Source organism: Zoogloea sp. 1C4 (genome assembly GCF_009469605.1).
Taxonomy (GTDB): domain Bacteria; phylum Pseudomonadota; class Gammaproteobacteria; order Burkholderiales; family Rhodocyclaceae; genus Zoogloea; species Zoogloea oryzae.
In genome coordinates, this window is the sequence record NZ_SSXU01000005.1 from 271,640 (window position 1) to 284,623 (window position 12,984).

Annotated in this window: 10 protein-coding genes; 7 read left to right on the forward strand and 3 right to left on the reverse strand. The window is 68.6% G+C overall.

Annotated features, from left to right (window positions below; genetic code table 11):
• Positions 1 to 8: 8 nt before the first annotated feature.
• From GH681_RS08650 to GH681_RS08660, 3 genes are all read left to right on the forward strand, one after another.
• Positions 9 to 722 carry an ATP-binding cassette domain-containing protein gene (locus GH681_RS08650; RefSeq protein WP_153161062.1) on the forward strand — a complete coding sequence of 238 codons (714 nt, stop codon included), beginning with the start codon at positions 9 to 11 and terminating at the stop codon, positions 720 to 722.
• The gene (locus GH681_RS08655) at positions 704 to 1,525 is read left to right on the forward strand and encodes a substrate-binding domain-containing protein (protein WP_153161063.1); all 822 of its coding nucleotides are present in this window, start codon (positions 704 to 706) and stop codon (positions 1,523 to 1,525) included. Before GH681_RS08650 ends, GH681_RS08655 begins: the two co-directional genes overlap by 19 nt.
• A 319-nt stretch (positions 1,526 to 1,844) precedes the next feature.
• On the forward strand, positions 1,845 to 2,714 hold the full coding sequence (locus GH681_RS08660; RefSeq protein ID WP_153161064.1) for a 2-keto-4-pentenoate hydratase: 870 nt from the start codon (positions 1,845 to 1,847) through the stop codon (positions 2,712 to 2,714).
• Between the two features lie 51 nt (positions 2,715 to 2,765).
• Here GH681_RS08660 and GH681_RS08665 read toward each other — a convergent pair whose 3' ends face one another.
• From GH681_RS08665 to GH681_RS08675, 3 genes are all read right to left on the reverse strand, one after another.
• On the reverse strand, positions 2,766 to 6,362 hold the full coding sequence (locus GH681_RS08665; RefSeq protein WP_153161065.1) for a CHAT domain-containing protein: 3,597 nt from the start codon (positions 6,360 to 6,362) through the stop codon (positions 2,766 to 2,768).
• A gap of 63 nt (positions 6,363 to 6,425) precedes the next feature.
• Positions 6,426 to 7,037: a phosphoribosyltransferase family protein gene (locus GH681_RS08670; RefSeq protein ID WP_153161066.1), complete on the reverse strand. Its 612-nt coding sequence runs from the start codon at positions 7,035 to 7,037 to the stop codon at positions 6,426 to 6,428.
• Positions 7,038 to 7,100: 63 nt separating this feature from the next.
• Complete coding sequence (locus GH681_RS08675; RefSeq protein ID WP_153161067.1) at positions 7,101 to 8,450, reverse strand: TAXI family TRAP transporter solute-binding subunit; 1,350 nt, start codon at positions 8,448 to 8,450, stop codon at positions 7,101 to 7,103.
• 159 nt (positions 8,451 to 8,609) lie between these two features.
• Between GH681_RS08675 and GH681_RS08680 the strand changes: the two genes are divergently transcribed.
• The 4 genes from GH681_RS08680 to GH681_RS08695 are packed head-to-tail and all read left to right on the forward strand — an operon-like array spanning position 8,610 to position 12,980.
• Positions 8,610 to 9,584: a tRNA-dihydrouridine synthase gene (locus GH681_RS08680; protein ID WP_153161068.1), complete on the forward strand. Its 975-nt coding sequence runs from the start codon at positions 8,610 to 8,612 to the stop codon at positions 9,582 to 9,584.
• 9 nt (positions 9,585 to 9,593) lie between these two features.
• Positions 9,594 to 10,289 carry a tRNA (guanosine(46)-N(7))-methyltransferase TrmB gene (locus GH681_RS08685; protein ID WP_153161069.1) on the forward strand — a complete coding sequence of 232 codons (696 nt, stop codon included), beginning with the start codon at positions 9,594 to 9,596 and terminating at the stop codon, positions 10,287 to 10,289.
• Entirely contained in the window at positions 10,286 to 11,002 is a 717-nt protein-coding gene (locus GH681_RS08690; RefSeq protein ID WP_153161070.1) for a UPF0149 family protein, read from the forward strand. The genes GH681_RS08685 and GH681_RS08690 overlap by 4 nt, the downstream gene beginning before the upstream one ends.
• Positions 11,003 to 11,030: 28 nt before the next feature.
• Positions 11,031 to 12,980 (forward strand): acyltransferase family protein, encoded by a 1,950-nt coding sequence (locus GH681_RS08695; protein WP_228111831.1) that lies wholly within the window; start codon positions 11,031 to 11,033, stop codon positions 12,978 to 12,980.
• Positions 12,981 to 12,984: the final 4 nt, after the last annotated feature.

The window sequence follows — 12,984 nt, forward strand, 5'->3', positions numbered from 1 at the left end:
GGGCCGGCGTGTTTCCGCTGAAGGTGACCGACCTGCGCTGGCGCGTGGGGGGCCGGGCCGTGCTGGATGGCCTGACCCTCGAACTCGGCGGTGACGGCATCACCATCCTGCTGGGGCCCAACGGCGCCGGCAAGAGCGTGCTGCTGCGCAGCCTGTGCGGGCTGATCGAGCCGGAATCCGGCCATATCGATTTTGGCGGCGGGCCACGGCCGGACTTTGGCGTGGCGATGGTCTTCCAGCAGCCCAAGATGCTGCGCGATTCGCTCCTCGGCAATGTGGAGCTGGCCCTGCGGCCGTTGGGCGCGGCGGCGGCCGAGCGGCGCAGTCGCGCCCATGCGGTGCTGGAACGGGTCGGCCTGGCCCACCGGGCGACGGACAGCGCCCGCGGGCTCTCGGGTGGCGAGCGCCAGCGCCTCGCCTTGGCCCGGGCGTGGATCACCCGGCCGCGCCTGCTGCTGCTCGACGAACCCACCGCCAGCCTCGACCCGAGCTCGGTCGAGGCCATCGAACGCATCGTGCGCGAGATCCGCACCGAAGGCACCCGCATCCTGATGACCACCCACAACCTCGGCCAGGCCACCCGGCTGGCGGATGACGTGGTGTTCATGGATGCCGGCCGGGTGTGCGAGCATGCGCCGGTGCAGCGCTTTTTCGCCCGCCCGGCCTCCCAGGCCGCGCGGCTTTACATCCTGGGAGAACTACCGTGGCGCATGGCTTTCTGAAGTTGCTCAAATCCGTGGTGCTGGGCCTTGCCGCGCTGGCATCCACCGCCCAGGCCGGCGAATCCATCGTGCTGGCTTCGACCACCTCCACCGAGCAATCCGGCCTGTTCAACTTCATCCTGCCGATCTTCGAGAAGGATTCGGGCATCGCGGTGAAGGTGGTGGCCCTCGGCACCGGGCAGGCGCTGGACGTGGGCCGGCGGGGCGATGCTGACGTGCTGCTGGTGCATGACCGGGCCGCCGAGGACAAGTTTGTGGCCGAAGGCTACGGCGTGGACCGCCGCGACGTGATGTACAACGACTTCGTGCTGGTCGGCCCCGCCGCCGACGCGGCCGGCGTGAAAGGCGCGAAGGACGCCGTGGATGCCTTCGGGCGCATCGCCCGCAAGGGCGCTAGCTGGGTGTCTCGCGGCGACCGTAGCGGCACCCACGCCGCCGAGCTGCGCTTCTGGCAGAGCGCCGGCGTCGAGCCCAAGGGGCAGGGCTGGTACAAGGAAGCCGGCGCCGGCATGGGCCCGACCCTCAACATGGCCGCCGGTATGGGCGCCTACACCCTGGCGGATCGCGGCACCTGGGCCAGCTTCAAGAACCGCCAGGATCTGGCCATCCTCTGCGCGGGCGACCCCAAGCTCTACAACCCCTACGGCGTGATGCTGGTGAACCCGGCCAGGCACCCCCACGTCAAGCGCGCAGCGGGCGAGCGCTTCATCAACTGGATCACCTCGGCCGAAGGCCGCCGGGCGATCTCGGCCTACCGGATCGGCAACGAGCAGCTGTTCTATCCGCTGCCGGTGGCGCGCTGAACACGCCCGAGCTGACTGGCCCCAGGCGTGGCTTGCGGGCACCCATCGATGAGTCTCCGACACTCATCGATGAGTCAATTTCACTCATCCGTGAGCAACCGAGACTCACGCATGGTGGTCTGCCACTCACGCGTGAGCAAAAATTGGTCACCGATGGGCGGCGGCCCGTCATCGATGGCGGTCTGGTGCTCATCGATGACTGCCGGCCGGCCATGCATGGGTCAATTTCACTCACCGATGGCCTGGCCAGACCCATCGATGGGCCGACGTGCCCCATCCGTTCGATGAATCCCACCTGCCTACTTACCGGAGAACTGCCATGAAATCTCCCGCCCTGTCCGCCGCCATCGCCCTTGCCGGGCTCGCCGCTGCGCCCCTGGCAGCCCACGCCGCCTGCCCGACCGATCTCGAAGCCGCCGCCGTGGCCGCCGCCGTCGTCGCCCGCCAGCCGGTTCCCGCGCCGGCCGGCGAGATGAGCATGGCCGATGGCCTGTGCGGCCGCGACAAGGTGGTGCGCTTCCTCGCCCAGACCTACGGCGAGGTCGTCGGCTACAAGGCCGGCCTCACCAACCCGGCGGTGCAGAAGCGCTTCAACCACGACGCGCCCCTGCGCGGCACGCTGTTCAAATCCATGCTGGTGGCCGATGGCGCCGAACTGCCAGTGAGTTTTGGTACCCGCCCGGTGTTCGAGGCCGACATGATCGTCGAGGTGGCCGACCCGGCCGCCCTGGCTAAGGCCGATACGCCCCTGGCGGCCCTCAAGGCGCTCAAGAGCTTCTCCCCCTTCATCGAGCTGCCCGACCTGATGGTGGCCGACCCGTCAAAACTGGGCGGCCCGATGCTGGCGATGATCAACGTGGGCGCCCGCGCCGGCGTGGTCGGCAAGGCCATCCCCATCAAGGCGACGCCTGCGCTGGCCGGCGCCTTCGCCACCATGACCGTGACCCTTGCCGACAGCACCGGCAGCGTGCTCGACACCGGCAAGGGCAGCGCCACCCTCGGCAACCCCCTCAACGCCGCCAGCTGGCTCGCCCGCGATCTCGCCGCCGCCGGTACGCCGCTGAAGCGTGGCGACCTGCTGTCGCTGGGCTCCTTCACTAAACTCTTCCCGCCCAAGCCGGGGATGGGGGTGATGGTGAAGTACGACGGGCTGCCGGGGAATCCGGGGGTGGGGGTCAAGTTCCGCTGAGGGGCGAGTCGGCAGAAGGGTCGATTCCGCCGAATTGCCCGGCTGCGTTGCTCAAGCCAGGCCTGCTTCGGCCAGCATGGCCTGGAGCGCGGCAATCATCTTGTCGAGCCCCTTGACCAGCAGCCCCCTGGCCTTGAGTGCCCGCGCAATGTCGAGGGCGCGCCTCAGCTGCTCGACCGCGTGGGCCGGGTCCGTCTGAGCGATGCGGACGAGGGAGACGATCAGATCGCGCTGGTAGTCGGCGCGCTGGGGTTCGGCCTGGGCGAGCCGCTGGGCGATGGCGAGGTCTTTGAGGAAGTAGTCGCGGGCCTCGTCGCCCTTGCCGAGGGCGGTCATGAGGTCGCCGAGCTTGTTGTAGGAGATGGACAGATCGCGCTGGTAGTCGGCGCGCTGGGGTTCGGCCTGGGCGAGCCGCTGGGCGATGTCGAGGTCCTTGAGGAAGTAGTCGCGGGCCTCGTCGCCCTGGCCGAGGGCGGTCATGAGGTCGCCGAGCTTGTTGTAGGAGACGGACAGGTCGCGCTGGTAGTCGGCGCGCTGGGGTTCGGCCTGGGCGAGCCGCTGGTGGTGTGCAAGCAGCTGACGATAGCGGGCCAGTGCGGCGTCGGTGTAGCCGAGGGCGAGCAGCGCGCTGGCTTCGGTGTCGGCCAGCGCCGCGAAACCGGGGTGGGTGGGCGGGAGGGTGGTGCAGACTTCACCGGCAAAGCTGCCGGCGCTGGCGAGTTGATTGGCCTGGGTCAGGAAGTCGCAAATGCCGCCGGCGATGCCGCTCACCGCGTCGAAGGCCTCGCCGGCGAGCAGGTTGCGGGTGGCTTCGATGGCGTCGTCGAGGTCACGGGTTTCGTGCTCGACCCGCCACCAGCGGTAGTGCCCGGCGCGGGTGAGGATTGCGTTGCGGGTGTCGGCCGACAGCGTGGCCCCTGAGGTGAGCAGGACTTCGGCGGTCCAGCGGTGCACGAACACCTCCTGCTCGGAGACGAAGCTGAGGAGCGAGAGCACCGACAGCCGCGTGAGGGCCTTGCGGGTGGTGGCGACGAGGGCTTTGTCTGGCACGGCGCCATGCAGCGCGTGGGCCACGCCGGCTACGGAAATGGGTAGGTTGGAGGCGGCGGCCTGGAGCAGGGTGGGGCGGTCCCCGTCGTCGTCGGCGAGGGTGAGGAGGGTGTCCAGCAGCACGTCGCGGGTGCCCAGCTGCAGGGTGAGGGCAAGGGCTTCGTCCAGATCGGCCGGTGGGGTGTTGACGTCTACGCCCAGGGCTTGCGCCTGGCGTTTCAGGCGGGCGGTGACGTCGGGCAGGCGGGCGCGGCCGTTGTGCAGCACGGCGTCCAGGTATTCGAGCATGCGCGGGTGGCCGCCGACGCGCAGGAGCAGGGTTTGCAGGGCGCCGGTGAGGGGGGTGTTGGCATCATCGGCTTCCAGTTGGACCAGCAGGCTGGGCAGGCGCAGGATGAGCTTGCGGGTTTGGGCGGCGCTGAGGGGGCCCAGGGGCAGGGTCTCCAGCCACGGGGAGAGGTCCGCCGGGGCGTAGCGGCTGGTGAGGAGCAGGCGCCCGCAGTGGGCGGCTTCGCACAGTTGGGTGAGCAGTTCGGCGTGGAAGGCTTGCTTGAAGCGGGCACCAGCGGGGGCGGGGTCCAGGTTGTCTTCGAAGTTGTCGAGGACGATGAGGAGGCGTTGTTCAGTCAGGGCGTCGCAGATGAGTTCGATGCGTTGCAGATCGTCGTTGGTGCCGAGGCTGGCAGCGAGGCTGGCGGCGAGGGTTTTCCACTGTTTGTGTTTGCTCTTGCGGCCGGCACCCGCAATGGCGTTGATGAGCTTGCCAGCATCGAAGGGGCCGGAGAGAGCGGCGCATAGCCAGCCATCTTCAGTGAGCCGGGCCATGACGCGGCCGGCAAGGCTGCTCTTGCCCACGCCGCCCATGCCTTGCAGCACTACGCCGGCCCGCTCGCCAAGCTCGGCCACCGTGGCGGGGTGGCTCCGCAGAATGCGCAGGCTCCGGCGCAGCTCGGCCCGCCGGCCGATCAGGTCGCCAAGTTTGAGCTGCGGCACGGCAAGGCTGCCGGCTTGATGGACGGGCGGCAGGCGCAAGTCTTGCTGGGCGAGGCGGCGGTCGAGTAGGGGCTGTTCGAGGCCGGCGCAGAAGAGAGACGGGGTGGCGTATTCCGGCGGCGTGGGGCGCTGGCTTTGGGCGCGCTGAGTTTCCAGCTCGCGCCGGGCGTGGGCGAGGGCGCGGCTGGCGGTGGGGCGCTCGGGCGTGCCAAGGGCGCGGTAGAAGGCGGCGGCTAGCTGGGTGGCGTAGTCGTCGCTGACGCGGGTCTGCATCGCCAGCACCTGGGGGATGCCCTTCTGCACCAGGGCCTGGGCAAAGCTGGCCGTTTCGCCGGCCGGCGAGCCGCCATCGCAAGTAGCCAGAAAGACCAGTGGCAGCGGCTGGTGGGCGTCGAGCAGGGCAGCGGCCAGTTGCTCGGCGCTCACCGAGATGGCTTTGCCGTCTTCGTCTTCGAGTTCGACGCTGCCGGGGCTGCCGTGGCAGGAGAGGTGCAGCACATGAAAGGCGTCGGCGGCGAGGGCCTTGCGGATTTCGTCCGGGTGGCCCACTTCGAGAATCTTGACCTGGGCGTTGCCGTGGCGGCTGGCCACATCCACTGCGTCGAGAATGCGCTGGAGTTCGGCTTCCAGGTCGAGTACGGCGCTGCGGGTCTGGCCTTCGTCCGGGGCGCCGACGGCGACGAGGATCTTCAGGGGCCCGGCTTGGGGCGCGTGAGCGGGCTCGGGGGCGTCGATCACCCGGCGCAGCATGGAAACGGCTGGCAGCAGCGCCGGCACGCGCCCATCCGGCAGGCGGGCGGCTTCGAAGGGCAGGCCCAGCAGGGTGGCGTCGGCGCTGGCGAAGACGAGCTGCAGTTCGTCGCCGATCGCGAGGGTGTCGAGCCGGCGGGCGATGTGGGCACCCAACGGACCGGTAAACAGCACCGCGCCCAGCAGCTGACCGAGGCGGGCGAGCGCCTCGCCGAGGGAAAGGGCGGCCGCTTCGTGGGGGCCGCGGAATGCGGTGGAAAAGCCGCCGTGAAGGAACTGGGCGAAGTTCTGCAGCGCCTCCGGCGGCAGCGTGAGGCCGCCAAGCTGGGCGATTGGCGCGCCGTTTTCGTGGGCGATGAGGTCGAGCGTGCCGGCCGGAGTCGCCGGTCGAAGCTCGATTTCGATCCGGTGGCAGATGGCGGTGGCGGGCGGTGGGGCGAGAGGCGGCCGCGAGGTGGTGCCGCGGATGGCATCGACGATGGCGTCGAATTCGTCGATGCCACGCCGGGCACGGGGGCGCAGGAATGGCGGGATGGGGGCTTTGGCGTCGATCATGACCGGGATCAGGCGTTTGCCGTTCTCGATCATTTCGAAAGTGAGCGTTGCAACTTCGGCGCGGAACCAGGGGCCGTCGTGCTCCTCGCTGGAGAAGAACACGAGACCGACCTCGCAGGTGTCGAGCCCTTCGTTCATCTTGGCGACGATGTCGTCGCTGGGCTGGATCTCCCACTGGTCGAACCAGGCGTCGATGCCGGCTTGCCGCAGCCGGGTGGCAAACTCCCGGACGGCCGGTTTATCTACCCCCCGGTGACTGCAGAACACCGGGATGACCTTGTGCTGGCTTGCGCTATCCATTTCCCATCTCTCCTCGATGACGTCGGAGAGGATAACGCAGCGGGTGACGTTATGGCATGGGGTTCAAGCGTCCCGCGCCTGGGTCATCACCACCCGGCCGTCTTCCACGCGTTCGACCTGGGCGAGGGTGGATACCGGCACGTGCAGGGCTTCGATGTGCTCGCGGCCTTGCTTGAAGCGTTTTTCGACCACGAAGCCGGCGCCCCGCACGTCGGCGCCGGCTTCGCGGGCCATCTCGATGAGGGCGGCGGCGGTGCGGCCGTTGGCGAGGAAGTCATCGACGATCACCACCCGCTGGCCGGGGCGGATGTAGCGGGTGGAGATCGCCAGCCGCGTCTCGACGCCCTTCTTGGTGGGCGACGGAATGGTGCGGCAGATGGAGGGCGCTTCCACGTCCGTCGAGTACTTCTTGGCATACACCATCGGCACGCTCAGGGCCTGGGCGACGATCAGCGCCGGGGCGATGCCGCTGGCTTCGGCGGTGAGGATCACGTTGGGCTGGAAGAAGGACAGCCGGCGGGCGAGCTCATGGGCCAGCTCGAAGATGAAGCCGGGCTCGATGCGGTGGTTGAGGAAGTGGTCGATGACCAGCATCTGGCCGTCGATGCTGCCTTCGGATTCGATCCGGCGGACGAGGGGGGCGTAGGGGGCGGTGAGATCTAGATGGGGGCTCATGGTGAGACTCGGCGGGAGACGGTGATTCCGGTGCCGGGGGTTACCGGCACGATCACTCTAAAACTATGACTTGGCGATTGTCGTGACGGTTTCCGCGAGCCGGGCCAGCCGGCGGCGGACAAGGCCAATATGTTCACGCAGGGTGTAAAGCTCGTTGCTGAAGGCGAGGGGCAGCTTGCGGTGGGCGGCGCGCATCTCGATGCGGTCGAGGCGCAGGTTGAAGGCGTCGAGGGCGTCGGCAGTGCGGGCGGCTTCGGGCAGGGCGTCGATCTCGGCTTCGAGGAACTTGAGTTCGCCATACCAGCGATACACCCGCGAGCGCATCCGCCAGTTGTAGATGCCGGGGATGATCTTGGTGAGGGGAATTACCACCGCGAAGAAGGGCAGGACCATCACCAGCAGCCGGTCGATGAGCACCGCCAGCCAGAAGGGCAGGTAGCGCTGGAGCAGCGGCGGGCCGGAATCGTAGAAGCGCCGGGCCATGGGGTGCAGCGGCAGGGCGTGGTCGCGGGGCGTGGGGAAGGCGTTGGCGTCCTGGAGCAGGCCGGGCGGGCTGTGGATCTCGCGGGCGTGCTTGAGGAGCAGGGTGACGATGGCCGGGTGGATGTCGGCGCGCACCACCAGGTTGGCGGTGGCGGCCAGCAGCTGGATGTCGCGGTTGGGCTTGTCGGCCTGGATCTTGATGGCGCCGCGGGGCAGCACCACCTTGACCAGGTGGGGGAAATGGCGCACGTAGCCGTCGGCCTGGGCAAAGTTGAGCAGGCTGATGCCGTCGGTGTGGAGGAGGGCATCCACCACCGGCGCCTGGGGCGCGCCCACCACGAAGAAGGCGTCGATCTCGCCGCGGCGCAGGGCGTCCACCGCATCCATGCCGCCGATGGCGAGCAGCTTCGGGTCGTTGGTGGCAAAGCCGTTGGCGGCCAGCAGCTGGAGGGCGAAGAGCTGGGCGCCGCTGCCCTGCACGCCGATGGCGATCCTGCGGCCCTTGAGCTGGTAGATGCGGTCGTGCTGGGCGTCGCCCCGGTAGAACACCCACACCGGCTCGAGGTACATGCTGCCGAGGGTGGCGAGATCGTCGGATTCGGGCTCGTTGGCGATGCCGCCCTGGATGAAGCCCACGTCCACGTCGTCGTCGGTCTTCAGGCGGCGGAGGTTTTCCACCGCGCCGCTGGACGGGCGCAGCTCGACCTCGATGCCTTCCTGGGCGAACTTCTCCCGGTAGCGCTCGCCAAAATACTGGTAGGCGCCGCCGGCCACGCCGGTGGTGATGACGATCTTCTTGGGCGGCGCCGGCTTCACGAACTGCCAGGCCAGCGCAAAGGCGGCGGCGACGAGCAGCAGCGCCGGCAGGGCGAGCAGCAGCAGGTCGCGCAGGTTGCGGGTGTCGCCGTTGGCGGAGGTGGGCCGGCCCATGATGGATGTCGTCGTCGTGCGGCGTGGGGGGCGAATCTTACCGCGCCCGGCACCGGCCCGGCGAGCACCCGCGCAGGCCGCGCCGACGGGTGGCTTCTGCCGGCGGCGATTCTCCGGTACATTGCGCGCCCGGCTTTGATGTAAAAGGTGTTTTCGACGATGACCCGGTTGCTGCTCGCTCCGATGGAAGGCCTCGCGGACGATGTGCTGCGTGAAGTGCTGACCCGCGTGCCGGGTTACGACCACGCGGTGACTGAGTTCGTGCGGGTATCGGGCACGTTGCTGCCGCTGCGAGCCTTTGCGCGGGTGTCGCCGGAGCTACGCGCCGGCAGCATGACGAGCAGCGGCACGCCGGTGCGGGTGCAGCTGCTGGGCTCCGATCCGCCCTGCATGGGCGACAACGCCGCCCAGCTGGCGCAGATGAACCCGGCGGGGATCGACCTCAACTTCGGCTGCCCGGCGCCGCTGGTCAATCGCCACGGCGGCGGGGCCGCGCTGCTGGATACGCCTGAGGTGCTCCATGCAATTGCCTGCGCGGTGCGTCGGGCGGTGCCGCGGCACATCCCCTTCACCGCCAAGATGCGTCTGGGCGTGGGCGACACCGGCCGTGCGCTGGAATGCGCCCAGGCCCTGGCCGACGGCGGGATCGAGGATCTCGTCGTCCATGCCCGCACCAAGACCGACGGTTATCGTCCGCCCGCCCACTGGGAGTGGGTCGGCCGCATCGCCGACGTGGTGGATGTGCCGGTGGTGGCCAACGGTGAGGTGTGGAACGAGGCCGACTGGCGGCGCTGCCGCGAGGTGAGCGGCGCGGCCGACGTGATGCTGGGCCGCGGCGCGGTGTCCGATCCTTTCCTGGTGCGGCGCATCCGCGCGGGGGGCGAGGCTGAGCCGGATCGCGAGGCCGAGTGGGCCGAGCTGCTGCCGCTGATCGGCGAGTTCTGGCGGCGGGTGCTGGCCAAGGTCGAGGCGCGCCACGCTCCGGGCCGGCTCAAGCAGTGGCTGGGGATGCTGCGGCGCAACTTTCCCCGGGCCGAGATTCTCTACGCCGAACTGCGCGCCCAGAAGGATCCGCTGGTGGTCGCCCACATCCTGGGCTGTCATGGCGTACCGGTGCTGATGGCCGCCGCGTAGAATTGCGGGATGTACGCCAATTCGAAGATTCCCGAGAGCGCCCAGCCGGGCGTTCATGAACACCTCATCGAGCGGGTTGCCAAACATGCCCGCTCCGATTTCCGCAAACCGTATCTCGATTACAACAAGGCCGCCTTCGAGGCCAGCCTCGCCGGCTGGGACGGCAAGGCGCCGCTGATCCTCGACGCCGGCTGCGGGGTGGGGCACAGCACCATCCAGCTCGCCCGGGCGTTTCCCGATCACTGGGTGATCGGCGTGGATCAATCGGAAGACCGGCTGTCCCGCAAGAAGCCTTACCCCGACGCGCTGATGCCGAAGAACATGGTCTTCGTGCGGGCCGATCTGGTGGATTTCTGGCGGCTGATGGCCGAGGCCGGCATCCGGCTCGCCCGGCATTACATCCTCTACCCCAACCCGTGGCCGAAGATCGGCCACCTGGCCCGGCGATGGCATGCGCATCCCGTGTTTCCTTTTGTGCCAAGGCTGGGGGGAAGGCTGGAATGCCGCAGCAACTGGCATATTTATGTGGAAGAATTCGCCCTCGCGATCGGTCTCCTGACCGGCCGCGAGGTTGGCTGGGAGTCCTTCGAGGCCCCATCGCCGCTCACGCCTTTTGAACGCAAGTACCGGGATTCCGGCCAGACCCTTTACCGGTGTGTGGTGGAGCTCGATAGCCAACCAAAACTGGAGGAAAACCCGTCATGACCCAATTTCAATCCGAACCCCTGACCGAAGAAGAACTGGAGCAGCTCGAGGAGCTGCTGGTTTCCGAGGATGTGCCCGCCGACTGCATGAACATGGAGATGCTGGACGGCTACCTGGCCGCCATCGTCTCGTCGCCGCTGCCGATCAAGGTGGAAGAATGGCTGCCGGCGGTGTGGACCGCCGACGAAGGCGAGGTGGGCTTCGGCTCCGGTGCGGTGCTGCAGAAGGCCATCGAGCTGGTTCTGCGCTACTACAACGACATGCTGGCGGTGATCGGCGACGAGCTGGGCGATGAAGAGGGCGAGGCCGAAGGCTGGCAGCCGTTCTGCTACGCCCAGGGCGGCGACGACGACCCGGCCATCGGCGAGGAGTGGACCAACGGCTTCGAGCAGGGCTTCGAGATGTGGCCGGTGGAATGGCCTGACGCGGTGAGCGACACGACCATCGCCGAATCCCTGCTGGAGACCATCCTCGGGCCTGAAGAGGAAGTCACCGTGCTGCCTGACGCCGAAGCCCAGCTGGCCGAGCTTGAAGAAAAGGGCCTCGCGGTGCAGCGGCTCTACCAGAACTGGCGCGCCCTCGGCCTGCCGACGCCCGAACCGGTGGCCGTGACCGCCGCCACCGGCGCCGCCAGGAGTGGCCCGGGCCGCAACGAACCCTGCCCCTGCGGCAGCGGCAAGAAGTACAAGAAATGTTGCGGCGAGGGGAAGTAAGCCTCCGCAGCCCTGAGGGCCCGGTTTTGTGGGCCTGAAGTATCGCGGCGAGATCGACGGCCTGCGGGCCGTCGCCGTCTTGCCGGTGATCCTGTTCCACGCTGGCTTCGGCCTTTTCGGCGGCGGCTATGTGGGCGTGGATGTCTTTTTCGTGATCAGCGGCTACCTGATCACGACCATCCTGCTTTCCGAGCTCCAGGCCGGCACCTTCACCCTCGTCGGCTTCTACGAGCGGCGCGCCCGGCGCATTCTGCCGGCGCTGTTTGTGGTGATGCTGGTCACGCTGCCTTTTGCTTGGCTGTGGCTGGCGCCGGCCGAGATGCAAAAATTCTGCAACAGCCTGATCGGCGTCTCGCTGTTTGCGTCCAACGTGCTGTTCTGGCGCGAGAGCGGCTATTTCGACAGCTCGGCGGAGCTCAAGCCGCTGCTCCATACCTGGAGCCTGGCGGTGGAGGAGCAGTACTACCTGTTCTTCCCGCTCCTTTTGATGGCCGCCTGGCGCCTGGGTCGGCGGCGGATCGCGGTGATGCTCGCCGTGCTGCTGGCGGCCAGTCTGGTGGTCGCCGAATGGGGCCTGCGGCGCGATCCGACTGCCGCCTACTACCTGCTCCCCACCCGGGGCTGGGAGCTGCTCATCGGTGCGCTGGCGGCGCTGGTGCTGTCGGCCCGGGCCGGCGAGAGCGGAGCGCTCGTCCCGCCGCGGGCGTGGATGGGGCAGGTGGCCAGTCTGGCGGGCTTTGGGGCGATCGCCGCGTCGGTCCTTCTGTTTGACCGGAGCACTCCGTTTCCCGGGCTGTACGCGCTGCTGCCCACGGTGGGAACGGCGCTGGTGATCCTCTTCGTCACGCCGCAGACCGGCGTCGGGGCGATCCTCGGCAGCCGCTTCTTCGTGGGCGTGGGGATGCTCAGCTACAGCGCCTACCTGTGGCATCAGCCGCTCCTCGCCTTTGCCCGTGTGCGTGCCATCGGGGCGCCGAGTCATGGGTTGATGGCGGCGCTGGCGGTGGCGTCGGTGGGGCTGGCCTATCTCAGCTGGCGGTTTGTCGAGCGGCCTTTCCGCCAGCGGCGGACGATTCCCCGCCGGGGGGTGTTCGTGCTGAGTGGCGTGTTCCTGCTGTTCTTCATCGCCGTGGGGCAGGGCGGGCGGATGACCGGCGGCTACGAGGCCGCGCGCCTCGACGAGGGCCAGATCGCCCTGCGCAAGACGGCCGAGCCCAGCCCGCTGCGCGATGCCTGTCACAACCTCGATTCACCGGATTTCACCCCGCCGTCCCGCAGCTGCACGTATTTCAGCGGCCGGACCACCTGGGCGGTGTTTGGCGACAGCCACGCGGTGGAGCTGGCCTACGCGCTGGCCGAAGGCCTGCGGGATCACGGGCAGAGCCTCAGGCACCTGAGCTTCAGCGGCTGCGGCCCGGTGCTCGGGCAGGGCGATCTGGACACGCCATGCCGGCGTTGGTCCGATGCCGCGCTGGCCTATCTGCTGTCGCTGCGAGGGGTCGATACGGTGGTGGTGGCCTACCGGATGAATCTGTATCTCTTTGGCGAGCACGAAGGCATCTACCCGGCGCTGCCCGACACGGTGGGCGAGGCGGCGCGCCTGCGGGTTTGGCGCAGCTACGTGGATCTGGTGACGCGCCTGCACGCGGCCGGCAAGCGGGTGGTGGTGGTGGAGCAGGCGCCAGAGCTGCGCAAGGGCATCGGCGATCTCATCCTGCTGGAACGCGGCGAGCGGATCGTCGGCGTTGCCGAGCGTTGGTGGATGCGCCGTCAGCGGTTTGTGCGTGATCATCTGGCAGACTTGCCGCCGGGCGTGATCCTGGTGGACCCGGCCGACGTCCTGTGCGACGGCAAGGTCTGTCTGGCCGCCAGCGGGGGCAAGGCGGATTACTTTGACGACGACCACCTGTCGGTGCATGGCGCCCGCAAGGTGGCGGGACAGATTTTCAAACTGGCGGCGCCCTCGGGCCCGTCATGACACG